The sequence below is a fragment of the Actinocorallia aurantiaca genome (genome assembly GCF_039533685.1).
Classification (GTDB): domain Bacteria; phylum Actinomycetota; class Actinomycetes; order Streptosporangiales; family Streptosporangiaceae; genus Actinocorallia; species Actinocorallia aurantiaca.
In genome coordinates, this window is sequence record NZ_BAAATZ010000034.1 from 24,590 (window position 1) to 48,018 (window position 23,429).

Consider the following 23,429-nt stretch of genomic DNA (forward strand, 5'->3'; position numbering starts at 1 on the left):
ACGCCGCCCCTACCGCTGGGTACACTTCACGCCCGGACCCGACGACTCCCCCCAGCCCACCCGGAGGCACCGTGAAACCCCTCGCTCTCGTTCTGGCCGGCATGCTGGCACTCTCCGCCTGCGGCGGCGGGGAGGGCGAGAACGCCTCGCCCGAGACGTCCTCGTCGGCCGAGGCCTCCTCGCCGGCGGCGCAGGACTCCGGCGCGCCGGGGCTGTCTCCCAAGAGCGGCACCCCGCTGGCCGAACCGACCGAGAGCGGCAAGCCCGCGCCGACGCCCAAGCCCACCCAGGTCAAGTCCCTGGTCGGCACCTGGCAGAGCTCCACCCCGGTGAAGGAGTACTTCGTCTTCGCCGCGGACGGTTCGGGCAAGCTGATCGCCTCCGGCCAGGAGCTGTGGACCGGCACCGTCATCCCCGCCGGAAAGAACGTCTTCCGGCTCTCCTGGCAGGGCACCGACCCGGGAGCGGCCTACTGGCAGGTCCAGCTGAACGCCGAGGGCAAGGAGCTCACCTTCGCCGCCAACGGCCAGGTGTACAAGAAGGTCAAGAAGCCCGCCGCGGCGGACACCACCAAGAAACCCACCACATGACGCTCTTCACTTCCCCGGACCAGGCCGCCGAGGCGCTGGCCACGACCGGCTACCTCGCCGACCCGGCCATCGCCACCACGGTCTTCCTCGCCGACGCCCTCGGCAAGCCCCTGCTGCTGGAGGGGCCCGCCGGCGTCGGCAAGACCGAACTGGCCAAGGCGGTCGCCGCCGCGACGGGGGCCGAGCTCATCCGCCTGCAGTGCTACGAGGGCCTGGACGAGGCCCGCGCGCTGTACGAGTGGAACTACAAGAAGCAGCTGCTGCGCATCCAGGCGGCGGGAGAGGAGTCGTGGGACGCCACCCACGACGACATCTTCACCGACGAGTTCCTGCTGGAGAGGCCGCTGCTGGCGGCCATCCGCCGGGACGGGCCGACGGTCCTGCTCATCGACGAGACCGACAAGGCCGACGTCGAGGTGGAGGGGCTGCTGCTGGAGGTCCTGTCGGACTTCCAGGTGACCATCCCGGAACTGGGCACGATCACCGCCGTGCACCGCCCGTTCGTCGTCCTGACGTCCAACGCGGCGCGGGAGCTGTCGGAGGCGCTCAAGCGCCGTTGCCTCTACCTGCACCTGGAGTACCCGTCGCTGGAGCGGGAACGTGACATCGTCCTGTCGCGTGTCCCCGGCCTGGAGGCCGACCTCGCCGAGCAGCTCGTCAAGGTCATCGGCACGCTGCGCGCCCTGGAGGTCAAGAAGCCGCCGTCCATCGCCGAGACGATCGACTGGGCGCGCACCCTCCTGGCGCTGGGCCTGGACACCCTCGAGGAGGACACCGTCCGCGCCACCCTCGGGGTCGTGCTCAAGCACGTCTCCGACCAGCGGCGGGCCGTCAAGGAGCTCAACCTCTGATGGACGGCCGCTGATGGGACTGGTCGACCGGCAGACCGGCTTCGTGCAGGCGCTGCGCGAGGCGGGGCTGCCGGTGTCGCCGGCCGAGGGGCTGGACGCGGCGCGGGCGCTGAGGCACGTCGACCTGCTGGACAGGGAGTCGCTGCGCGCCGCCTACGCGGCGACGCTGGTGAAGCGCCCGACGCACCGGCCCCAGTTCGACGTGCTCTTCGACCTGTGGTTCCCGGCCGCGCTGGGCGCGGGAGAGGGCAACACCGACAGGGATCCCGACGAGGTGCGCTCCACGACGCCCCCCGCGCTGGACCCGGACGTCCAGCGGATGCGCCAGGAGCTGTTCGACCTGCTGCTCAACGGCGACGAGGGCGGGATCCGGCGGTTCGCCCGGACGGCCGTCGGGCGGCTCGGACGCACCCGGGGAGGCCAGTCGTGGCTGTCGTCGCCCGTGGTCAGGGCGATGTCCGCGGACACGCTGATGGCGGGGCTGCTCCAGGCCGTCCTCAGCGAGCGGGGCGGCCTGGAGGAGAGGGCGGCCCGCCAGATGTTCCGCACCCGGATCACCGGGTTCGAGCAGGCGGTCGCGACCGAGGTGCGCCGCCGGATCGCCGAGGACACCGGGGTGGAGCGCACCTCCCGGACCACCGCCCGCCCGCCGCTGGAGCAGCTCGACTTCAACCGGGCGAACCGCGCGGACCTGGCCGCGCTGCGCCGGGAGGTCCACCCGCTGGCCCGCAGGCTCGCCGCCCGCCTCGTGCAGCGCAACCGGCGCGGGGACCGGGGGCGGCTGGACTTCCGGCGCACCGTCCGCGCCTCCCTGTCGACCGGCGGCGTCCCGCTGAACACCTACTTCAAGCCCAGGCGCCCGCACAAGCCGGAGCTGGTGATCCTCTGCGACGCCAGCGACTCCTGCCAGGCGTTCGCGCACTTCACCCTGCTGCTCACCTTCGCGCTGCGCGAGCAGTTCACCAAGGTCCGGGCCTTCGCGTTCATCGACGCCACCGACGAGATCACCAGGTTCTTCCAGCCCGGCACGGACGTCGCGGACGCCATGACCCGCATGGCCCGCGAGGCCGACCTCGTCTGGCTGACCGGCCGCAGCAACTACGGCCACGCCTTCAAGACCTTCGACGACAAGTACGCCGACGCCGTCACCTCCAAGACGGCCCTCCTCATCCTCGGCGACGCCCGCTCCAACTACGGGCCGCTGTCCCTCCCGCTGGTCCGGAACATGGCCGCCACCGCCCGCCACGCCTACTGGCTCAACCCCGAGCCCGTCCGCGACTGGGACACCGGCGACTCCGCCGCCTCCGCCTACGGCGAGGTCATCGACATGCACGAATGCCGCAACCTCACCCAGCTCGCCGACTTCGTCGAACTCCTCGCCTGACCCGCCCCGCGGAGGCGGTGCGGGGGCGGGGGTTCAAGAGACGCCGAGCCCGGAGGCGGCTCACCCTACCGCGGCGAAGCGGGGATCGGCTGTTGCCTTCGCGGGAGTCCGGGACGTCGGCAAGGCTCATGCGACCAAGGACAGGCGTTCGCGTTCGCGCTGGTCGGATGGACTGCGTCGACCGGACCGAACCCGGGGTTCCGCTCGGTCTTCACCACCCGTGTGATCTGGGCGAACTCGATTGCGCGTACCTGGTGACACCTGTCTTACAGACACCCCGTCCTCCTCGCTCACCGGCTCCGCGACCGGGATCTTCAGCGCGAGATGGTGATGTTGAACCGCATCGTCTGCAAGGCCGCGTAGGTCGAGAAGAACAAAGGCGCGAGGTGCTCGGTGGCTGTCGCACTCTCCACGCCCCCCAGGTCGAGGATGCTCTTCGTGGTCCACCCCAGGTCGGCCAGCAACTCCTTGACGGTCGCCTTGGCGTCCTGGCTGTCACCGCTGACGAACACCGTTGCCTGCGAGAGCGAGGCCAGCGGGTCCACCATGATCGTGTAGTTCATGGTGTTCAGAGACTTGACGACCCGGGCCCGGGGGAAGCGCGCCTGCACCCGCCGGGCGACGCTGTCGTTGGGGTAGGCCAGCGCCATGTCCGGTGTGAAGGCGGCCGACACGTCCAGCACGATCCGATCGGCGAGGACGTCCTCCCCGATCGCCTCCAGCGTGGGAACGACAGCAGTGCCGGGGACGGCGGTGACGACCACTTCGGCGCCCTGGACGGACTCCGCCTGGCTGACGGTCCCGGCGTGGTCCTCGGGAGCACGCGAGCCGTAGACCACCTTGTGGCCTGCGGACGCGAGCCTTGCCCCTAGGGCGGAGCCCACTTTTCCCTTGCCGATGATGGCGATGTTCATGACGGTCTCCTGATTGTCCGAGTCCACATCACGTGGAGCTACAGATGGTCCCTGGCATGCGGCAGGGGGTGGTGAGGTGTCGAACTCGGGCACGGACGGCGGTCACGGCACGGGCTGCCGTGGGGTGCGTCTGTGCCGGTTCTACTTGGACACGACGTGTCCGACCGGGTGGAGGCCGCTCGTCAGCGCGTCGCACGCCGTCTGCCAGGCGTGGTCGTCGAGGTGGAGCGCGGTGGCGAGGTAGGCCGAGGTGAGGTGGCCGACGGCGGCGACTCGTCCGGGGTTCTCGTCGGTGGTCTCGTCGGCGTCGTATCCGGCGATCCCGCCCAGTCCGTGCTCGGCGTCGACCAGGGTGAGCAGGGTCTTGGGGCCCGGGGCGAGGGTGTAGGGGTCGGCGTGCCAGTCCGGGCCCATGTCCGTGAAGTGCCGGGAGTCGTCCCTGTCACCGGTGACGATCAGCGCGGGGGTGACCATCGTGGAGAAGTCGATGGTCTGGAAGAACGGCAGCCGCTCGCCCATGGACGCGTGGATGACGTCGCCCCTGCCGGGGGCGGCGAGCACCACGCCCGCCTTGATCCGGGGCTCCAGGAGGTTCACCGGCTCCCCGTTCTCGGTGACCTGCGCGCCCAGCAGGAGGTTGGCGGTGAAGCCGCCGAGCGAGTGTCCGGCCACGGCGACCCTGTCGTGGTCGATGCGCCCGGCGAGCTGCGGCACGGTGTGCTCGATCACGTCGAGCCGGTCGAGGATGAAGGTCATGTCCTCGGCGCGGGAACGCCAGAAGAAGGGCGCTCCGGGGGCGTCGGCGAGTTGCTCGGCCAGCGACCTGGAGGAGAGGTGGGTGGGCTGGATGACGACGAATCCGGCCTGCGCCCAGAGGTCGGCGATCGGCGCGTAGCCGTTCAGCGAGGAGAGGTTGTTCGAGTTGCCGTGCCCATGGGACAGCAGGATCACGGGCAGGCCCGTCCCGGTGGCGGGCGCCGAGACGCGCACCTGGAGGGCTGCGGGGCGTCCCGGCACGGACAGCACCACCGGGCTGAAGGACAGGACCGGTGCGGGCGGGATGACGGTGGTGGGTCCGCTCATGATGCGTGGTTCCTTTCTCAACCCTGCGGTCCAGGGATGGACCAGGAGGTCAGGGGCGTTCCGCCTGGGTTAGACTAAAGCGGAACGAGGATCCATTTAGTATGTGGAACATCGATCCGTTTTGTCAAACGATGCCGGAAGGAACGCGTGATGCCCCCCGAAAGCCCTGCCGGGACGCCGCCGCCCAAGAGCAGGCGGTCCGACGCGCTGCGCAACCGGCAGGCGGTGCTCGCCGCCGCCGCCGAGGTGTTCCTCACCTCCGGCGTCGACGCGCCGATCCGGCAGATCTCCGCCCGGGCGGGCGTCGGGCTCGCCACCATGTACCGCCACTTCCCCACCCGGGCCGACCTCATCGCCGCCGTCTACAACCATCAGATCGAGGAGCTCGCCGAGGCCGGTCCCGCCCTGCTGGCCGGCGCCGAGACCCCGTTCGCCGCACTGAGCCAGTGGATCGACCTCTTCGTCGACTTCCTCGTCACCAAGCACGGACTCGCCGACGCCCTGCAATCCGACAGCGACCGCTTCGCCGCACTGCACGCCCACTTCCTCGACCGCCTGTCGCCCGTCGCCACCCGGCTGATCGACGCCGCGGTCGACGCGGGCGACATCCGACCCGGAACACACCCCTACGAGCTGATGCGCGGCATCGGCAACCTCTGCATCGGACGCGACAGCGATCCGCGCTACGACCCCCGCCGACTGATCGCACTGCTCCTCCGAGGACTCCGGCGGGCGGGCTGAGAAATGGGCCGGCCGGCCCATGACGCGGTGAACGGCACGACTGTTACGACGGCCTCCATGTCGATGTGACACATATGGATAAGGAGAGGGCCCGGGTGATGAGGTCGGCGAGGGCGCCGGGGTCGATGTGGGCGCCGGTGAGGTGGAAGAGGTTCTCCTGGTAGAGGAGGACGGTGGCGAAGGTGGCGGCGGCCACTTCCAGGCGGGCGGCGTCTCCCCGGGAGCCGGGGAGGGCGAGTTCCAGGGCGCGGCGGGCGCGGTGGACGAGTTCGTGGTTGAGGGCGGTCAGGCGGTCGCGGGCGGTGCGGTGGGTGTCGGCCTCGCGGAAGAGGATGCGGCGCATGCTGGGGGAGGCGCGCAGCGGGAGGCGGTCGGCGAGGCGGCGCAGCGCGCCCGCGGGGTCGGCGGGCGGGGGCTCCTCGGGGGACTCCTCGATCTCGGTGCGCTCGTCGATCAGGGTGAGCAGGACGTCCATCTTCTGCGGGAAGTAGTGGAACACCAGGCCCTTGGGGACGTCGGCGGCCCGCGCGATGCGGGCGGGCGACGTCGCCTCGTAGCCGGTCTCGGCGAACAGGGTCTCGGCGGCGTCGAGAATCCGGGTCCGTGAGTCGCTCATGGCCGCTCCCCCGCGAACGGTAGAGGTCCCCGGGCACCGGGGGTGCCGGGGACCATTTCGGCCCTGTGCGGACGGGTCGCCGGTCCGTCGGGCCCGTCTGGTTCGTCAGGCCTCGGTCGGCACCGGCCGCAGGGCGGTGTACAGGGCGACGATAACCGCCGCGCCGCCAGCGATCCATGCCGTCCAGGCTGCACCGTCGTCACCCGTGAACTGCCACGCCCAGGGGGAGACGAACAGGAGGGCGGCGAACGCCGTCGCGGTCCAGGCGCCGGGTCCGGGCGCGCCGAGCAGCCCGTACAGGCCGGCCAGCGCCAGCAGGACGCCGAGCACCATCAGGGGGACGCGGCCCGCGCCGTCGGCCCACAGGTCCGGCGCGAGCAGGGCCGCCAGTCCGGCCAGGAAGGCCACCGCGGCTTCGTAGGAGTACTTCAGGGACATCCGCCACCTCCGGGATTGGACTTCTTCGTCCTGCCTCGAAAGTCCTCCTGATTGACCGGACGGTCAATCAGTCCGCTCAGTGACAAGTACCTGGCTCAAAGGGAAGAGAGGTCTTACTTCGCTGGACGCGGCCCCGGAGAGATTGATATCGGCGATCAGAGGCGGAGCCGCCACCACTGGCCGGTGATCGTGTCGCCGAACCGCTCCTCGGCCTTCTCGGACTCCAGCTCGAAACCCGCCTTCACGTACAGGTGGCGGGAGGCCGGCAGCCCGGCGACCGTCCACAACACCATCTCCTCGTATCCGGCGGCCCGGGCGAAGGCCAGGCACTCGTCCACCAGCCGCCGCCCGAGGCCGAGCCCGCGCGCCTGCGGCTCGACCAGCAGGAGCCGCAGCTGGGCGACGGATCCGGGCCGGTCGGCGCGCACGCAGAAGACGCTCCCCACCGGCTCCCCGTCGATCTCGGCGATCCAGGCGTTCTCCAGGGCCGGGTCGTGGTGGTCGCCGTAGCCCGCGGTGATCCGGGCGACCAGGGCCTCGTAGGTGGAGTCCCAGCCGCGCTCCTCGGCGTAGAAGACGCCGTGCCGCCAGACGACCCAGCCCAGATCACCCGGCCGCAGGGGGCGCAGGACGTAAGGCTCGGGGGAGGCGCCCGCGAGGATCTCCCGGACGGCGGTCATCGCCGCCGCCAGCCGGTGGCGCCGGTCGCGGGGCAGTTCCTCGAGCAGTCCCGCCACCTGGGCGGCCGACCGGCGGTCCAGGTCGGTGAAGACCTCCCGGCCGCGCTCGGTCAGCCGGACGAGCTGGCGGCGCAGGTCCGCGTCGGACCGGGAGCGGGCGACCAGCCCGTCGCCCTCCAGCCGGGCCAGCAGCCGGCTCAGGTATCCCGGGTCCAGGCCCAGGGACTCGCGCAGCCCGAGCGTCGCCATCTCCCCGCCTCCGGCCAGCTCGAACAGCAGCCTGGCCTCGGTCAGCGAGTAGGGGCTGTCCAGCAGCCCCTCGTCGAGGACCCCCAGCAGCCGGGTGTACTCGCGGTTGAAGGTCCTGACCACCTCGATCTCATCGTTCATTGACTCAGTCAAACACGAGGGGAGGGGAAGAGGGGGAAGCGGTCCCGCTCAGTCGAACCGGATGTCCCGCACCTGGTCGGCGTCCTCGCGGCGCAGGACGGTGACGGAGGCGGCCGGCGGAAGGGAGCCGTCGTGGGCCCGGTCGACGAGTTTGTGCCAGCGCCGGACGTGCCGCGCGAACACCGGGCTGGTCAGCACCCTGCCGCGCTCGTACTGGCCCTCCCTGGCGAGGTCCGGGGGGACGTCCAGCAGCACCAGGTGCAGCCCGGCCCCGCCTCTGCGGGCCAGCCAGCCGAATCCGTACAGCAGGTGGGGCCAGGTGCCGCGGGTGTGGGCGACCACCGACCGGCCGTCCGTCAGGGCCCTGCCGATCCGCCACACGTGGGTGGCGTAGACGAAGGGGATGCGGCCGCGCTGGGGCAGCGGGCGCAGGTAGGCCGACCACCAGTTGCGGGCCTGGGTGGAGTCGATCACCAGGGCGCCGCCGACCGTGACGGGTTCGGTCTCGGAGTCGGTCAGCCCGTAGAGGCGACGCAGCAGGGTGCTCTTTCCTGCGCCGGGAAGGCCGGCCACCAGGACCAGTGAGCCCGTGGGGAAGATCAGGTCCTGTTGCTCGGGCATGGCTCCTCTTCTTCCGTGATGATCCTCATCACGTTCCTTCGATGCAACGCCGAGGGGACGTCCGTCGTTCCCCGAGTAGAAACGGACATAACCGGCAATTATCATGGTGACGACCTGGGATCGGGGGACCCGTGGCTCGCGACTGGACCGTAAATGACATTCCAGATATGTCGGACAAATTTGCCCTAGTGACGGGGGGCGCCGGCGGTCTGGGCCTGGCCGCCTCCACCGAGCTGGCCCGTGCGGGCGCCGAGGTCATCATCGCAGGCCGCGACCCCGACCGCCTGCGGCACGCCGCCGACCGAGTCCGGGCCGGGCTCCCCGAGGCGCGGATCCGCGGCGAACGGCTGGACCTGGCCTCGCTGGCCTCGGTCCGGGAGCTCGCCGGACGCCTCGCGGAGCGGGGCCGCCCCCTGGACCTGCTGGTCAACAACGCGGCGGTCCTGGGCATTCCGCGGCTCACCCACACCGACGACGAGTTCGAGCTGACCATGGCCACCAACCACCTCGGGCACTTCGCCCTGACCGGGCGGCTGCTGCCCCTGCTGCTGCGGGCGCCCGACCCCCGGGTGGTCACGGTGGGCTCGGTCACCTCCCGGTTGCCCGTCCTGGACCTGCCCGACCTGATGAGCGAGCGGAACTACCACCCGATGGCGGCCTACGCCAGGTCCAAGGTGGCGGCGCTGCTGTTCGCCCTGGAGCTCCAGCGCCGGGCGGGCGGAGCGCTGACCAGCGTGGCGGTCAAACCGGGCAGGGCCGGTACCGAGCTGTACCGGCACACCTCCGGCCCGATCTGGCGCGTGCGGAACGGCGTGGACCGGCTGCTGAGGCAGTCGGTCGAGCAGGCCGCGTCGGCCATCCTCTACGTGGCCACCGCCCCGGACGTGGTGCCCGGCGGCTTCTACACGGCGTCCGGCGGCCGGGGGAGGGCGCCCCGGCTGATCCCGCTGCCCGGGCCCGTCCGCGACCGGGATCGCGCCCGCAACCTGTGGCTGAAGTCCGAGGCGCTGACGGGCGTCCGGCCGGTCTTCCCGGCGCGCTCCACGGCCGTCTGAGTGGTACGGGGAATCTCATTCCTGGTGAACTTCTCCAATCAGAGATGTCTCATTCATGGCTTTTCTTTGATGATGATCTGAACTTCTGACTGGGCGCTTTAATACGGTTAGCGGCTTTTGTAATACTCGCCCTGCGCCGGAACTCGTCACGACCGGGACCCCCCTTGACCCGGCCGAGATCTCCGGCGCAGAAGGAGAGACTCGTGAAGCGGGTCCTTGTCGCACTGGCCGCACCCTTCCTCCTCCTGGCCGCGGTCCTCGCCCCCTCGCCCGCCGCGGCCACCCCGCCCGGCATCCCCTCCCTGTCCACCGCGCAGAGCCAGCTCGCCGCGCTGACCGTCGCCGCCGAGGCCAACGCCTCGACCTACGACCGCGACCTGTTCCCGCACTGGATCACGATCTCCGGAGCCTGCAACACCCGCGAGACCGTGCTGAAGCGGGACGGCTCCAACGTCGTCACCAACTCCTCCTGCGCCGCCACCTCGGGCAGCTGGTACAGCCCCTTCGACGGCGCCACATGGACCGCCGCCAGCGACGTCGACATCGACCACCTCGTCCCGCTCGCCGAGGCCTGGAGGTCCGGCGCCTCGGCCTGGACCACCAGCAAGCGCCAGTCCTTCGCCAACGACCTCAGCCGCCCCCAGCTGTGGGCCGTCACCGACAACGTCAACCAGGCCAAGGGCGACAAGGACCCCGCCGCCTGGAAGCCCTCGCTGACCGGCTTCTGGTGCACCTACGCCAAGTCCTGGATCGCCACCAAGCACTACTGGGGCCTGAAGCTGCAGAGCTCCGAGAAGAGCGCCCTCACCACCATGCTCGGGTACTGCTGATCAAGCCCGTGTGAAGGGGACGTCCGGTCAGCCGGGCGTCCCCCGCCCGTCCCAGTCCTCCGGAAGCGGCTCCCTCGGGGTGGTGTGCCCCCACGTCCGGTGGAACGGCCGGTCGTCCTCGTCGTATTCGACGATGAGCATCCGGTCGGCGTAACGCTGCGGCACGGCCAGCCCGCCGCGGAAGAAGTACCCGACCGAGTAGGCGCCCCCGTTGGGCGTCGGCCCCTCCACACGGCGGCTGACGGACTCCTCCGGCATGCTCGCCTCCGCGGTCACCAGCCGCGTTCGCGCCAGTCGGGGATGCTCGGGCGCTCCTTGCCGAGGGTGGAGTCCTTGCCGTGGCCCGGGTAGAACCAGGTGTTGTCGGGGAGGCGGTCGAAGACGCGCTCGGTGAGGTCGGCCAGGAGCTGCTCGAAGAGGGCGGTGTCGCCCCAGGTGTTGCCGACGCCGCCGGGGAAGAGGCTGTCGCCGGTGAACAGGTGGGCGCGGTCGGGGGCCTGGAGCAGGAGCGCGATGCTGCCGGGCGTGTGGCCGCGCAGGTGGATGACCTCGAGGGAGTGGGAGCCCAGGGGGATGACGTCGCCGTGCTCGACCGGGGTGGTGACGGGGACGGGCAGCGGCTCGGCGTCGTGGGGGTGGGCGATGGTCGCGGCGCCGGTCGCGCGGACCACGTCCGCCAGGCCCTGCCAGTGGTCCTGGTGGCGGTGGGTGGTGACGACCCGGGACAGGGGGCCGTCGCCGACCAGCTCCAGCAGGCGGGAGGGCTCGGCCGCGGCGTCGATGAGGATGCGGTCCCCCGAGGCCCGGTCGTGCAGCAGGTAGGCGTTGTTGTCGTAGGGGCCGACCGCGAGCTTGCGCAGGACCAGCCCGGGCAGCGGCTCCCGGGTGTCGGCGGGGCCTCCGACGGTGACGTCGCCGGTGTAGCTCATCAGACCTGGCTCCAATCGACGGCCGGCGCGGAGGGCCACTCGGGAGAGGGGACCGCGATCCGGGAGGTGGCGGCCCGGCCGGTCAGCCAGGCCAGCAGGCGGTGTCCTTCGTCCTCCAGGGCGGGGCCGTCGCCGTCGAGTTCGAAGGTCAGGTCCAGGTCGGTGGCGGTGACCCGGGAGATCGGGAGCCTACCGCGCAGCGGAGGCAGCGAGTCGGCCAGCTCCCACCGGACGTAGGGGAGGGGCCAGTCGGCGGGGGTGCGGCCGGCGTCCAGGTCGACGTGGTGGACCTCCACCTCGCGCCAGCGCCGGTACAGGGTGTACCAGGCCGGATGGGACCAGCCCGCGAGCGCGCGGACCGGCGCGTCCCACGCTTCTTCGGGGAGGCTCTCCGCCAGCTCGGCGAACCGGGCGTTCGACTCGCGGATGTCGGCGGCGAGCTCGGCGACCGGCCGTCCCGCGCCCGCCTCGATCTCGGCGTCGCGGAACTCGGCGCTCGGGTACTGCGGGTTCTCCACGCCCGTCCGCGCCCATTCCAGCAGGCGCCGGTAGGAGTCGGCGTTGCGCGCGATGTGCTGGAGGACGTGGCCGCGCGTCCAGCCCTCCAGCAGGGACGGGCCGCGTGCGGCGAGCTCGTCGAGGGCGTCCGCCGTCTGTTCCAGCCGCCTCTGGGAGGCGACGACCTCCGCCAGGATCCGGTTTCCGTCCAGCATGCCCCTCATCCTTCCGCACCGCCGCTGTCGCCGTGTCATCCGGTGAGTCGGAAGACTTCGGAGAAATGCGGCACACGCTACGGTTTCGACGCCGTTCGTCGGGTTTTCTGGAGAGTCGACGTGACGACGGGACACCGAAATGATCAGGAATCCCGGTGAGGGGACGTTCTGGAGGGCGCTCGGCGACTCCGAGCGCAAGGCGCTGCTGGCGATCGGGCATCTGAGCCGGGTACCGGCCCGCGGCACGCTGTGCCATCAGGGGATGCCGTCCCGCGACGTGCTGCTGGTGGTCGAGGGCCACGCCAAGGAGCAGCTCGACGCCCAGGACGGCACCGAGGCGATCCTGGAGCTGCTGGGCCCGGGCGACCTGGAGGGCGACCTGGCGGTGTGGGGGCATCCGCAGCGCGCGTCGGTCGTGGCCCTCACCGACCTGTCGGTGCTGCGCGTCGACAGCCGGAAGTTCGCCGGGTTCGTCACGGGCAGCCCCCGGGTCACCGACGCGCTGATGGAGTCGCTGGCCCACCGCCGGACGAGGGAGGGGCGCAGACTGGCCCTGCGCGGCGCGGGACCGCCCGCCCGCGTCGCGTTCCACCTGCTGGAGCTGGCGATGCGCACCGGACGGGTCGGCCCGCGCGGCATCACCGTCCCGATGCCGCTCAGCCAGGGCGAGCTGGCCAACTGGGTGGGGATCTCCCGCGAGTCGCTGGTGCGCTGCTTCGCCCGCTGGCGCGGCAGGCTCATCGACACCTCCGTGCAGCGCTCCCTGCTGCTGCTCGACCCGGTGGGGCTGCACAGGGAGGCGGGTCCCTGGACGGAGGAGGAATGGGACGCCCCCGAGCGGATCCCGCCCGCGCCCAGGGTGAGCCTGGCGGTCCGGCCGCCGGTCACCACCGACCACACCTGGCTGCCCTCCGGGTCCGAGCACTTCACCGGGCGGCGGGCCGAGCTGTCGCGGCTCAGCTTCCTGCTGGCCGACCGGCCTTCAGGGGTGGTGATCCAGGGCATGGCCGGGGTCGGCAAGACCGCGCTGGCCCTGCGCTGGGCGCATCTGGAGTCCGGGCGCTTTCCCGACGGGCGGATCTTCGTCGACCTGCGGGGGCCCGGCAAGCCGGCGACGCCGGTGGAGGCGCTCGGGCAGATCCTGCGCCGGCTCGGGGTGCCCGGCGACCAGCTGCCCGCCGGGGAGGGGGAGCTGGTCGCGCTGTACCGGTCGATGCTGGCCGACCGGAGGGTGCTGATCGTGCTGGACAACGCCTCGGGACAGGACGAGCAGATCCGGCCGCTGATCCCGTCGGGATCCGGCGGGTTCGTGCTGGTGACGGCCCGCCAGCGCCTGTCGGGCACCGGGCTGCCGACGCTGGAGCTGCCGGAGATGGCGCCGCAGGAGGCCGTCGAACTCGTCGCCGAGGTCGTCGGAAGGGACAGGGTGGAGCCGGAGCGGCAGGCCGTCCAGGAACTGGCGCGGGAATGCGCCTACCTGCCGCTGGCCCTGCGGATCGCCGCCGCCCGGCTGGCCGCCAGCCCGCAGGAGAGCATCGCGGACACCGTCCGGGAGCTGTCCGGAAGGGACCGCCTGTCGGCTTTCGCGCTCCCCGAGGACTCCCACGGAGCGTTGCGGGCCGCCTTCGAGGTGTCCTACGACGCGCTGGACCCGGCGTTGCGGACGACGTTCCGCCGGCTCGGACTGCACGTCGGGCCGGACTTCTCGATCCCGTCGGCCGCCGCGCTGCTCGGCACCGGCGAGGAGACCGCGGCCGCGCACCTGCGGAGGCTGGAGCGGGTCTTCCTCGTCGTCCCGGCCGACCACGGCAGGTACCGGATGCACGACCTGCTGCGGGACTTCGCCCGGGAACTGGGAGCGCAGGAGGACTCCGAAACCGACCGGAGAGCAGCGCGCCACCGGCTGCTGTCGTACTACCTGCGTGCGGCCAGGACGGTGGAAGGGGAACTGGCGGGCCCCGGCAGGGCCGAGGCGATCGCCTGGTTCGAGGCCGAGCGCCGCAACCTGGTCTCGGCCGCCCGCCACGCCGCCCGGCTCGGTCTGCACCCGACCGCGCACGGACTGGCCGCCGCCCTGTACGACTTCCTGGAGTTCCGGCGCTACAGCGAGGACAACATCACCGTCCACCGCATCGGCCTGGCCTCCGCCCAGGGCAACGGCGACTGGGCGGCCGCCGCGGTGATGCTGCACCACCTGGCGGCCGCGCACCGCGAGCTGGGCCGCTGCGTCCGGGCGATCGGCTACGGCGAGGACGCCCGGCGCGGCTTCCGGGCGCTGGGCGACCGGTCCGGAGAGGCCTCCGTCCTCGACACACTCGCCGCCGTCTACACCGACCTGGGCCGCCACCCCCAGGCGCTGGAACAGGCCGAGCAGGCCCTGGCCCTGCACCGGGAACTGGACGAACCGGACGGCGAGTCCCGGGCCCTGGACACCCTGGCCCGCAACCTGCAACGCCTCGGCCGCTACGACGAGGCCTACGAGCAGGCCCACCGGGCGCTCGACCTGCGACGGCTGCTGGAGGACCGGCGCGGCGAGGCCGAGACCCTGCTCAACCTCGCCCGCGTCCACCGCCACCGCGGCAACTTCCAGCAGGCCGCCGTGGTCGCCCTGGAGGCGCTGGAGGTCAACCAGGAACTGCAGCACCGGCACGGCGAGGCCGAGGCGCGCACCGAGCTCGCCCGCGTCCACCAGCAGCTCGGCAACTGGGAACTGGCCCGCAGGGACGCCGGCCGCGCCCTGGAGATCTACCGCTCGGTCGGCGCCAGGCCCGGCGAGGGCGAGACGCTCGTGATCCTCGCGCGCGTCGCGATCGGCGAGGCCCGCCACATGGAGGCCATCACCCACTGCTCCGACGCGCTGCCCGTCCTGCGGGCGGTCGGCCACCGCACGGGCGAGGCCGACGCCACCGCCCTGTTCGGCATCGCCTACTACTGGCTGGGCCGCTACCCCGAGGCCCGCGAGAACCTCCAGCGCGCCCTGGAGATCCGGCGACAGATCGGCGACCTGCACGGGGAGGCGCACGACCTGGACTACCTGGGCCGCGTCGCCCGCCGGCTCGGCCGCACCGACGAGGCCGTCCTGCTCGGCCTGGAATCGCTCTCCCTCTGCCAGGAGCTGGGCGCCCGCGAACGGGAGGCGGGCGCACTGGGCAGCCTCGCACGCACCTACCTGAGGCTGGACCTGAACGAGGAGGCGCTGGACGCCGCGGAACTGGGACTGAAGATCCGCCGCGAGATCGACGACCGGTACGGGATGGGTCCAGCGCTGGACACGTACGCGCTGATCCTGCGTCGCGTGGGCCGCCCGCACGAGGCCGCGGCCACCTCCGAGGAGGCGCTGGCCGCGCTCACCGAGGCCGACGACCACCACGGCGTCGGCACCGCCCTGGTCAACCTCGCCGAGACCAGGCTGCACCTGGGCGATCTCGCGGACGCCCTGGCCCGCGCCGAACAGGCGCGCGCCCTGTCCGTCGGGCTCGGCGACCGCCGCAACGAGGCCGCCGCCCACCACGTCCTCGGCCTGATCCTGGTCCGGGAGGAGAGGCTGGCGGACGCCTGCGAGCACTTCGAGCGGGAGGCCGCCCTGCGCGCCGAGATGGGCGACCAGGGCGGCCGCCGCGAGGCGCTCACCGCGCTGGAGGGCTGCCAGACCCGGCTGGGCCGGACGGACGCCGCGCAGGAGACCCGCCGCCGCATCACCGCGCTGGAACGCTGGCTCGGCTGAGCCGCCGGTCGCCGGCGTTCCGGCAGGGAATGTCGGTGGCTTCTCCTAGGCTGGGACCGTGGAGAGTTTCGGCTGGACCATCCTCCAGAGCCCCATAGGTCCGCTGATGCTGGCGGAGACCGAGCAGGGCCTGGTCAACGTGCGTTTTCACGCCCACGACGCCGAGTACCACGCCCATCGGGCCGGCTCCCGGCTCGGCCTGCGGCCCATGCGCGGCGGCCTGTGCGAGGCGACCGCCCAGATCTCGGCCTACTTCGCCGCCGACCTGACCGAGTTCACCCTTCCGCTGGACTGGCGCCTGACCTCGGGCTTCAACGAACGCGTCCTGCGCCTCCTTTACGCCCGGGTCGGCTACGGCCAGACCGCCGGCTACGGCGAACTGGCCCGCTGGACGGGCGATCCGGGAGCCTCCCGCGCCGTCGGCACCGCGATGGGCTCCAACCCGCTCCCCGTCGTCGTCCCCTGCCACCGCGTCGTCACCGCCACGGGCGACATCGGCGGCTTCGGCGGCGGCCTCGACGCCAAACGCGCCCTCCTGGCCCTGGAAGGCGTGCTCCCGGCCCCTCTTTTCTGACGCGCCGGGCGGGGAAGACGGAAGGCCGGGCCTCCGGAAGGAGGCCCGGCCGGGTCGGATCCAGGGTCAGCGGGCGGGACGGTGGTGGTCTTCGGGAGCGGCGAAGGACCTGGCGCTCTTACGGGCGCCGGAGCCGGGGAGCTTGCCGAGGGCGGCGAAGGTGTAGGCGGTGAAGGCCATCGCGCCGAGGTTGACCTTCAGCGCGGTGTAGTTGATGTTGTCGACGGTGTCGCAGGCGGCGTGGTAGCAGGGGTCGTACGCCTGACCGGCAGTGCCGCCGAACAGGGCGGCCTCCTCCGCGGTCTTGATGCCCTCGGCGCCGGTGAACAGGCCGCCGGAGGGGATGCCGGCCGCGATGAACGGGCCGTAGTCGGACCGGCCGTCGAAGTCGGTGCCCTTGTGCGGCAGGCGGAGCAGGTCGAAGTACTTCTCGAAGACCTTCTCGATCTGGGCGGAGCCCTCCGGACCCGCGGGGGCGCCGGTCGCGTCGGAGTCGTCGCCGTCGTAGATGAAGTAGACGTGGTTCGGCGAGCCGATCATGTCGTAGTTCAGGTACAGCTTGATCCGGGCGGCGTCATCGGCGCTCAGCGCCCCGACGTAGTGCTCGGCGCCCAGCAGCCCGCTCTCCTCGGCGCCCCACCAGGCGAACCGCAGCTTGTTCTTCAGCGGGAGCTTGTTCGACTTGAGCGCCAGTTCGAGCAGGGCGGCGCTGCCCGAGCCGTTGTCGTTGATACCGGGCCCGGCCGGGACGCTGTCGAGGTGCGAGCCCGACATGACGACGTTGGCGGCGCTGCCCTTCTTCGTCTCGGCGATCACGTTCCAGGTCGTCTTGGTCTCGCTGGTGGTGTCGGTCTTGATCCGGACCGTGGTGCCGGCCGGGGAGGCGAGGTCCGCGCCGATGGCGTGGCTGGTGCTGATGACCGGGATCGACACGTCGGGGGCGCCGAGGGTGCCGCCGAACACGTCGGTCCTGCCCTCCTGGCCCTCGTTGAAGATGATCACGGCGGACGCGCCCGCGGCCTGCGCGTTGACCGCCTTGTCGTAGAAGGGGCAGGTGCCGCGCTGGATGAGGGCGACGGCTCCGGCGGTGAAGCCGGCGAAGTCCGACGCCTCGCAGCCGGAGGTGCTGGAGTTGGGCTCGGCGCCCGGCGGGATCACGACGTCCACCGGCTGGACGACTCCCGTCGCGTCACCGGCGCCCGAGTACTCCATCGTGACGAAGTCCCCCACCGAACTCCCGTCCGGCGGGGTGGGGGCGTAGGTGACCGCGTCCGGGGCGAGCTGCTCGAAGACCGCCGTCGAGTTCTCCGAGAAGAACGGGAACTGGAACTCCTGCACCGTCGGCTCGTATCCGGCCTTCTTCAGCTGGCCGATGACGTAGTCGCGGGAGGCGGCGTACCCGGGCGTGCCCGAGGCGCGGGTGCCGCCGTTGGCTTCGGCGATCTCCTGCAGCGCCTGGAGGTGGCGCTTGACCGCGTCCGGCTTGACGGCGGCGGCCTGCGCCTGTGGGTCGGGTGCCGCCGCGACGGGTGACGTCGCGGCGGCGACCATGATCAGAGCTGTGGCAGAGGCGGCAAACAGACCCCTGCGCTGGGGGTGGCGCACGGTGAGGCTCCTCGCGAGTTGATCCCTGAGTGACTGGCGTAAAGGGACCGTAAACGCGAGGAATGGTGATGAGAAGATCTCTTAGGGTAGTTGGGCCAGTTGTGGCCGTTCCGAGACCCGGGTGGTATCAACCCATGATCTTCGCCAAATATTGCCCGGTATGGCTCTCGGACGCCGCCGCGATCTCCTCGGGCGTGCCGGTCGCCACCACGGTGCCGCCGCGGGAACCGCCCTCGGGGCCCATGTCGACGACCCAGTCGGCGGTCTTGATGACGTCGAGGTTGTGCTCGATCACCAGCACCGTGTTGCCCTTGTCGACCAGCCCGTTCAGCACGCCCAGCAGCTTGCGGATGTCCTCGAAGTGCAGGCCCGTCGTCGGCTCGTCCAGCACGTAGATGGTGCGCCCGGTGGAGCGGCGCTGCAGCTCCGAGGCGAGCTTCACCCGCTGGGCCTCGCCTCCCGAGAGCGTCGGCGCGGGCTGCCCGAGCCGGACGTAGCCGAGCCCCACCTCGTTGAGCGTCTTCAGGTGCCGGTGGATCGCGGTGATCGGCTCGAAGAACGAGACGGCCTCCTCGATCGGCATGTCCAGCACGTCGGAGATCGTCTTGCCCTTGTAGTGCACCTCGAGGGTCTCGCGGTTGTAGCGGGCCCCGTGGCACACCTCGCACGGCACGTAGACGTCCGGCAGGAAGTTCATCTCGATCTTGATCGTGCCGTCGCCGGAGCAGTTCTCGCAGCGGCCGCCCTTGATGTTGAAGGAGAACCGGCCCGGCTGGTAGCCGCGGACCTTGGCCTCGGTGGTGGAGGCGAACAGCTTGCGGATGTGGTCGAACACCCCGGTGTAGGTGGCGGGGTTGGAGCGCGGGGTGCGCCCGATCGGCGACTGGTCGACGTGCACGACCTTGTCGAGCTGCTCCAGGCCGAGGATGCGCTTGTGCCTGCCCGGCACCGTCTTGGCCCCGTGCAGCTGCTTGGCCAGCGCGTTGTAGAGGATGTCGTTGACCAGGGTGGACTTGCCCGAGCCGGACACCCCGGTGACCGCGGTGAACACCCCGAGCGGGAACGTCACGTCCACGCTCTGCAGGTTGTTGGCACTCGCGCCCTTGACCGTGATCTCCCGGCCCTTGTCGCGCGGTCGGCGCAGCGCGGGGACCTCGATCGAGCGGCGTCCCGACACGTACTGGCCGGTCAGCGACCGCTCCGAGGTCAGCAGGTCCTCGACGGTCCCGGAGACGACGACCTGGCCGCCGTGCTCGCCCGCGCCCGGGCCGATGTCGACGACCCAGTCGGCGGCCCGGATGGTGTCCTCGTCGTGCTCGACGACGATCAGGGTGTTGCCGATGTCGCGCAGCCGCAGGAGCGTGTCCAGCAGGCGGGTGTTGTCGCGCTGGTGCAGCCCGATCGACGGCTCGTCCAGCACGTACAGCACCCCCACCAGGCCGGAGCCGATCTGGGTGGCCAGCCGGATGCGCTGGGCCTCGCCGCCGGCCAGGGTGGCCGAGGCGCGGTCCAGGGTGAGGTAGTCCAGGCCGACGTCCAGCAGGAAGCCCAGCCGCGCGTTGACCTCCTTGAGCACCTGCTCGGAGATCTGCCTGTCGCGGTCATCGAGCTCCAGGGAGCGCAGGAACTCGGCGCACTCGCCGATCGGCATGGCCGACACCTGCGCGATGGACCTGTCCGACACCGTGACCGCCAGGATCAGCGGCTTGAGCCGCGCGCCGGAGCAGGCCGCGCACGGGATCTCCCGCATGTAGCCCTCGAAGCGCTCGCGGGAGGCGTCGCTCTCGGCCTCGGCGTGCCTCCGCTGGATCCACGGGATGACGCCCTCGTAGTCGGTGTAGTAGGAGCGCTTGCGCCCGTAGCGGTTGGTGTAGGAGACGTGGACCTGGGTGCTGCTGCCGTGCAGGATCGCCTTGCGGGCCTTGGCGGGAATCTGCTTCCAGGGCTCGTCCAGCGAGAAGCCCATCTCCGCGCCGAGGCCCTGCAGCAGCCGCTGGAAGTAGTCGCTGAAGTGCCCGCCCGACCAGGGGCCGACCGCGCCGTCGGACAGCGGGCGCTCCTCGTCGGGGACGACCAGCTCGGGGTCGACCTCCATGCGGGTGCCCAGGCCGCCGCACTCGGCGCAGGCGCCGTAGGGGGAGTTGAAGGAGAACGAGCGGGGCTCGAGCTCCTCGAAGGACAGGTCGTCGTACGGGCAGTAGAGGTGCTCGGAGTACATCCGCTCGCGGCCCGGGTCGCCCTCGGGGAGGTCGACGAAGTCCAGGATGAGGGTGCCGCCGCCCAGGGACAGGGCGGTCTCGATCGAGTCGGCGAGGCGCCGCCGGGCGGAGTCCTTGACCGCCAGCCGGTCGACGATCACCGAGATGTCGTGCTTCTCCTGCTTCTTGAGCTTGGGCGGGTCGTCCAGCCGGACCGCGGTCCCGTCGACCAGCGCCCGGGAGAACCCCTTGCCCTGCAGCTCGCGGAAGAGCTCCTGGTACTCGCCCTTGCGGCCGCGGATCACCGGGGCCAGCACCTGGAACCGGGTGCCCTCGTGCAGCTCCATCACCCGGTCGACGATCTGCTGGGGGGACTGCCGGGAGATCGCCCTGCCGCACTCGGGGCAGTGCGGCTTGCCGATCCTGGCGTACAGCAGCCGCAGGTAGTCGTACACCTCGGTGATCGTGCCGACGGTGGAGCGCGGGTTCTTGGAGGTGGACTTCTGGTCGATGGAGACCGCGGGGGAGAGGCCCTCGATGAAGTCGACGTCGGGCTTGTCCATCTGGCCGAGGAACTGCCGGGCGTAGGCCGACAGGGACTCGACGTACCGGCGCTGGCCCTCGGCGAAGATCGTGTCGAACGCGAGGCTGGACTTCCCCGAGCCCGACAACCCGGTGAACACGATCAGGGAGTCCCGAGGCAGGTCCAGCGAGACGTCCTTCAGATTGTGCTCGCGCGCGCCGCGAACGACAAGACGATCATGCACGGTGTGTTTCCCCAGCTCATAGAGGTACCCCCTGAACAAAGAAGGGGGATGCCAACAGGCTAACCAGAGGGGCTGACATTTTCGTCCCGAACCCGGGTGCGCCCGTCGTCACCGTACACGTGTTCGAATCCCGTCCGCCACAGAAACGCGGAAGCCGGGGTGTCCCCGGGGGCTAGAGGGGCGCGGCCGCCCCGGCGTCCTTCCGGGGCAGCCGGACGAGGTGGGCGCGCAGCTGCTCTCGTGCCCTCTCCGGAGTGAGCTGCTCGGGATAGAGCAGCAGGTGCAGGGTGAGCCCGTCGACGAGGGCGTGCAGTCGTACGGCCTCGCCGACATCGAAGCCCAGTTCGTCCAGGAGGTGGGACAGGAAGCCCCGCAGGGTGTGCTGGACGCGGGTGGACAGCTCCTTCAGGTCGGCGTCGCGCCGGGCTCGGGTGATGAAGCCGAGCCAGGCCTCCGCCTCGAAGCGGCGCTCGGCGTCCATCGGGATGAGCTGCTCGCAGTAGGCCAGGAGCCGGTCCACCGGTGTCCCCGCCGGGTCCAGGGTGGTGATTCTCTCGCCCGCCCGCCCGCTCATCTGGTCCATCGCCGAGACGATGAGGTCCTTCTGCTCGGGGAAGTAGTGGCGCAGCGCGCCGGGGGAGCAGCCGGCCTCGGCCGCGACGGACCGCACGGACACCGTCTCGATGCCGTCGCGATAGATGACCCGCCACAGGGCTTCGGTGAGCTCTCTGCGCCGGGCCTCGTGATCGACGATCCTGGGCATGGCCTTTTATAGCACAGCTGTGTTTTAATCTAAAAAACACAGCTGTGCGAAAACTGGGGGTCCCATGCTGGTCGCGATGATCATCGGAGCCGAGGTCGCCTTCTGGGTGATCCTCGCCCTGGGCCTGCTGGTCCGGTACGCGCTGCGAATGCCCCGCCTGGGCGGCGCGCTGCTGCTGGCCGTCCCGCTGGTCGACCTGGTCCTGCTGGCGGTCACCTTCCTCGATCTGCGCGGGGGCGGGGACGTGGGGGGCGTTCACGGCCTGGCGGCCGTCTATCTGGGTGTCTCGGTCGGTTTCGGGCACCACATCATCGGGCGCATGGACGCCTGGGCCGCGTACCGCTTCGACGGCGCCCCCCGGCCCGTCAAGCCGGAGAAGGGGAGCGCCGCGCGCGCCCGGTACGAGGCCGTGCAGTTCGGGCGGCACGCGGTCGCCTGGGCGGTCGGCTCGGCCCTGCTCATGCTGGGCGTCTGGTACGTCGGCGACGCCGAGCGGACCCAGCCGTTCCTCAGCCTGGCCGGGCTGTGGACGGTGGTCCTCATCGTCGACGGGGCCGTCACGGGCTACGACGTCCTCCAGAACCTCTGGTCCCGCGGCGGGGGATCCGCGCGGACGGCCGGGAAGGGCGAGTCGAGTGTCCGTTATGCCACCAAGAGTGATGCTTCTAGGGAAAAGCGCTCCCTGTCTTGAAAGGTAAGCCTTACCTAAATTAAGTTAGGCGAACCTAAGTTAGAGGAGAGCTCGGAATGAAGCGTGTGCTGGTAGTGGCCGGTGTGGCGGCGATGATGGCGACGATGATGCCCGGAACCGCCTTGGCGCAGACCGAGAAGGGCAAGAAGCCCAAGCTGACGGTCTCGACCGACGTCGTCGCCCCCACAGGCCGGACCGCGGTCACGGTGAAGGGCTCCGGATACGACCCGAAGAAGGGCGTCTACGTCGCCCTGTGCCAGGACAACGGCGCCGGCCAGAAGCCCGGTCCCTGCTACGGCGGCCGGGAAGGCACCTCGCAGGCCTGGGTGAGCGGCTCGGCGCTGTCCCAGTCCATGGGGGCCTCCAAGCTGAGCGCCAAGGGGACCTTCAGCGTGAAGCTGACCGTGGCGGCCAAGGGCGAGGGGCTGGACTGCACCAAGGTCAAGTGCGTCCTGGCCAGCCGCAACGACCACTTCGCCACCGAAGACCGCGGCCAGGACGTCCTGATCCCCGCCCGGGTGGGCAGGCTGGGCGCCTCGAAGTTCGGCCGGCTCGGCGCCAAGAAGGGCAGGCTGAACGTCGTCCTCACCCACACCCTGAACGGGAAGAAGGCCACCTGGGGCGGCCAGCGCGTCTACTTCGAGCTGAAGAAGAAGGGCAAGTGGGTGCGCGTGGCGTCCGCGCTGACCTCGGCCAACGGCACCGCCAAGGCCAAGGCGAACAAGAAGGGCACCTACCGCGCGGTGTTCACCGGCACGAAGAAGGCCGTGAGCAAGACCGCCAGGTACTGAGCCTCCGGTCGCGGGACGACCCGGTGCGGGGCATCGGAAACCGTCGGCCAAGATGGTCGCATGTCTGAACAACTCACACGACGTGCGGCGCTGGGGGTGGCCGGTCTGACCGGGCTGGCGGGGATCACCGGCTGCGCGGGCGGCAGCGGGCCGGAGACCCCCGTCAACCTCTCCGGCAAGGAGGCCGCCAAGGTCGCCGACGTCCCCGTCGGCGGCGGAAGGCTGAACGGGGAGCTGAAACTGCTGGTCACCCAGCCGACCGAGGGCGTCTTCAAGGTCTTCACCTCCAGGTGCCCCCACCAGGGCTGCGGGGTGAGCACCCCCAAGGACGGCCTCGCCGACTGCCCCTGCCACGGCAGCGAGTTCGACATCACCGACGGCTCGGTGAAGAAGGGCCCGGCCAAGACCGGGCTGAGGGAGTACCCGGCGGAGGTCAAGAACGGAGCCGTGGTCGTCCTCTGAGGTTCGGATGGTCCTCGCT

General features: G+C 71.1%; 23 protein-coding genes. 11 read left to right on the forward strand and 12 right to left on the reverse strand.

The genetic code is table 11. The annotated features are described in order from the left end of the window. The first annotated feature begins 71 nt into the window (after positions 1–71). Genes ABD327_RS32715 through ABD327_RS32725 form a run of 3 tightly spaced genes read left to right on the forward strand, consistent with a single transcriptional unit; the run spans position 72 to position 2,825 of the window. Complete coding sequence (locus tag ABD327_RS32715) at positions 72–590, forward strand: hypothetical protein (RefSeq protein ID WP_344456538.1); 519 nt, start codon at positions 72–74, stop codon at positions 588–590. After that, positions 587–1,441, forward strand: coding sequence for an AAA family ATPase (locus tag ABD327_RS32720; RefSeq protein ID WP_344456540.1), 855 nt, complete (start codon positions 587–589; stop codon positions 1,439–1,441). The genes ABD327_RS32715 and ABD327_RS32720 overlap by 4 nt, the downstream gene beginning before the upstream one ends. A gap of 13 nt (positions 1,442–1,454) precedes the next feature. After that, positions 1,455–2,825, forward strand: a complete 1,371-nt coding sequence (locus tag ABD327_RS32725) for a vWA domain-containing protein (protein WP_344456542.1) — start codon at positions 1,455–1,457, stop codon at positions 2,823–2,825. A 314-nt stretch (positions 2,826–3,139) separates the two neighbouring features. Here the strand turns inward: ABD327_RS32725 and ABD327_RS32730 are convergent, their stop codons facing one another. Together ABD327_RS32730 and ABD327_RS32735 are read right to left on the reverse strand one after the other, a co-directional pair. Beyond that, positions 3,140–3,739: an NADPH-dependent F420 reductase gene (locus tag ABD327_RS32730; RefSeq protein WP_344456544.1), complete on the reverse strand. Its 600-nt coding sequence runs from the start codon at positions 3,737–3,739 to the stop codon at positions 3,140–3,142. A gap of 141 nt (positions 3,740–3,880) precedes the next feature. After that, positions 3,881–4,822 (reverse strand): alpha/beta hydrolase family protein, encoded by a 942-nt coding sequence (locus tag ABD327_RS32735; RefSeq protein WP_344456546.1) that lies wholly within the window; start codon positions 4,820–4,822, stop codon positions 3,881–3,883. 150 nt (positions 4,823–4,972) lie between these two features. On the opposite strand from ABD327_RS32735, the gene ABD327_RS32740 reads away from it, so the two are divergent. Further along, positions 4,973–5,563 carry a TetR/AcrR family transcriptional regulator gene (locus tag ABD327_RS32740; RefSeq protein WP_344456548.1) on the forward strand — a complete coding sequence of 197 codons (591 nt, stop codon included), beginning with the start codon at positions 4,973–4,975 and terminating at the stop codon, positions 5,561–5,563. Between the two features lie 43 nt (positions 5,564–5,606). On the opposite strand, the gene ABD327_RS32745 is transcribed toward ABD327_RS32740, so the two are convergent. The 4 genes from ABD327_RS32745 to ABD327_RS32760 all read right to left on the reverse strand — a co-directional run bounded on the left by ABD327_RS32745 (position 5,607) and on the right by ABD327_RS32760 (position 8,308). Continuing rightward, positions 5,607–6,179, reverse strand: a complete 573-nt coding sequence (locus ABD327_RS32745) for a TetR/AcrR family transcriptional regulator (RefSeq protein WP_344456550.1) — start codon at positions 6,177–6,179, stop codon at positions 5,607–5,609. 105 nt (positions 6,180–6,284) lie between these two features. Next, a complete protein-coding gene (locus tag ABD327_RS32750; RefSeq protein WP_344456552.1) occupies positions 6,285–6,617 on the reverse strand; it encodes an SPW repeat protein in 333 nt (110 codons plus the stop codon). A 155-nt stretch (positions 6,618–6,772) separates the two neighbouring features. Further along, complete coding sequence (locus ABD327_RS32755; RefSeq protein ID WP_344456554.1) at positions 6,773–7,687, reverse strand: bifunctional helix-turn-helix transcriptional regulator/GNAT family N-acetyltransferase; 915 nt, start codon at positions 7,685–7,687, stop codon at positions 6,773–6,775. Between the two features lie 48 nt (positions 7,688–7,735). Next, the gene (locus ABD327_RS32760; RefSeq protein ID WP_344456556.1) at positions 7,736–8,308 is read right to left on the reverse strand and encodes an AAA family ATPase; all 573 of its coding nucleotides are present in this window, start codon (positions 8,306–8,308) and stop codon (positions 7,736–7,738) included. A gap of 188 nt (positions 8,309–8,496) precedes the next feature. On the opposite strand from ABD327_RS32760, the gene ABD327_RS32765 reads away from it, so the two are divergent. Together ABD327_RS32765 and ABD327_RS32770 are read left to right on the forward strand one after the other, a co-directional pair. Next, the gene (locus ABD327_RS32765) at positions 8,497–9,363 is read left to right on the forward strand and encodes an SDR family NAD(P)-dependent oxidoreductase (RefSeq protein WP_344456558.1); all 867 of its coding nucleotides are present in this window, start codon (positions 8,497–8,499) and stop codon (positions 9,361–9,363) included. Positions 9,364–9,566: 203 nt separating this feature from the next. Beyond that, positions 9,567–10,193, forward strand: coding sequence for a GmrSD restriction endonuclease domain-containing protein (locus ABD327_RS32770; protein ID WP_344456560.1), 627 nt, complete (start codon positions 9,567–9,569; stop codon positions 10,191–10,193). Positions 10,194–10,220: 27 nt separating this feature from the next. Here ABD327_RS32770 and ABD327_RS32775 read toward each other — a convergent pair whose 3' ends face one another. From ABD327_RS32775 to ABD327_RS32785, 3 genes are read right to left on the reverse strand one after another with little or no spacing between them, the layout of a single operon-like run. Next, positions 10,221–10,451, reverse strand: a complete 231-nt coding sequence (locus ABD327_RS32775) for a hypothetical protein (protein WP_344456562.1) — start codon at positions 10,449–10,451, stop codon at positions 10,221–10,223. Positions 10,452–10,465: 14 nt separating this feature from the next. Beyond that, complete coding sequence (locus ABD327_RS32780) at positions 10,466–11,122, reverse strand: MBL fold metallo-hydrolase (protein ID WP_344456564.1); 657 nt, start codon at positions 11,120–11,122, stop codon at positions 10,466–10,468. Further along, positions 11,122–11,835, reverse strand: coding sequence for a maleylpyruvate isomerase family mycothiol-dependent enzyme (locus tag ABD327_RS32785; RefSeq protein WP_344456566.1), 714 nt, complete (start codon positions 11,833–11,835; stop codon positions 11,122–11,124). The genes ABD327_RS32780 and ABD327_RS32785 overlap by 1 nt, the downstream gene beginning before the upstream one ends. Positions 11,836–11,974: 139 nt before the next feature. Between ABD327_RS32785 and ABD327_RS32790 the strand changes: the two genes are divergently transcribed. Both ABD327_RS32790 and ABD327_RS32795 read left to right on the forward strand, forming a co-directional pair. After that, the gene (locus ABD327_RS32790; RefSeq protein ID WP_344456568.1) at positions 11,975–15,559 is read left to right on the forward strand and encodes a tetratricopeptide repeat protein; all 3,585 of its coding nucleotides are present in this window, start codon (positions 11,975–11,977) and stop codon (positions 15,557–15,559) included. 58 nt (positions 15,560–15,617) lie between these two features. Continuing rightward, a complete protein-coding gene (locus tag ABD327_RS32795) occupies positions 15,618–16,133 on the forward strand; it encodes a methylated-DNA--[protein]-cysteine S-methyltransferase (RefSeq protein WP_344456570.1) in 516 nt (171 codons plus the stop codon). Between the two features lie 66 nt (positions 16,134–16,199). On the opposite strand, the gene ABD327_RS32800 is transcribed toward ABD327_RS32795, so the two are convergent. The 3 genes from ABD327_RS32800 to ABD327_RS32810 all read right to left on the reverse strand — a co-directional run bounded on the left by ABD327_RS32800 (position 16,200) and on the right by ABD327_RS32810 (position 21,466). After that, entirely contained in the window at positions 16,200–17,684 is a 1,485-nt protein-coding gene (locus ABD327_RS32800) for a M28 family metallopeptidase (RefSeq protein ID WP_344456572.1), read from the reverse strand. 181 nt (positions 17,685–17,865) lie between these two features. Then, a complete protein-coding gene (gene uvrA / locus ABD327_RS32805; protein WP_344456574.1) occupies positions 17,866–20,703 on the reverse strand; it encodes an excinuclease ABC subunit UvrA in 2,838 nt (945 codons plus the stop codon). Positions 20,704–20,875: 172 nt separating this feature from the next. Next, positions 20,876–21,466 carry a TetR/AcrR family transcriptional regulator gene (locus ABD327_RS32810; RefSeq protein WP_344456576.1) on the reverse strand — a complete coding sequence of 197 codons (591 nt, stop codon included), beginning with the start codon at positions 21,464–21,466 and terminating at the stop codon, positions 20,876–20,878. 64 nt (positions 21,467–21,530) lie between these two features. Between ABD327_RS32810 and ABD327_RS32815 the strand changes: the two genes are divergently transcribed. The 3 genes from ABD327_RS32815 to ABD327_RS32825 are packed head-to-tail and all read left to right on the forward strand — an operon-like array spanning position 21,531 to position 23,410. After that, positions 21,531–22,157: a hypothetical protein gene (locus tag ABD327_RS32815; RefSeq protein WP_344456579.1), complete on the forward strand. Its 627-nt coding sequence runs from the start codon at positions 21,531–21,533 to the stop codon at positions 22,155–22,157. Positions 22,158–22,213: 56 nt separating this feature from the next. Then, a complete protein-coding gene (locus ABD327_RS32820) occupies positions 22,214–22,948 on the forward strand; it encodes a hypothetical protein (protein ID WP_344456582.1) in 735 nt (244 codons plus the stop codon). A 60-nt stretch (positions 22,949–23,008) separates the two neighbouring features. Then, the gene (locus ABD327_RS32825) at positions 23,009–23,410 is read left to right on the forward strand and encodes a Rieske (2Fe-2S) protein (protein ID WP_344456584.1); all 402 of its coding nucleotides are present in this window, start codon (positions 23,009–23,011) and stop codon (positions 23,408–23,410) included. The last annotated feature ends 19 nt before the right edge of the window (positions 23,411–23,429 follow it).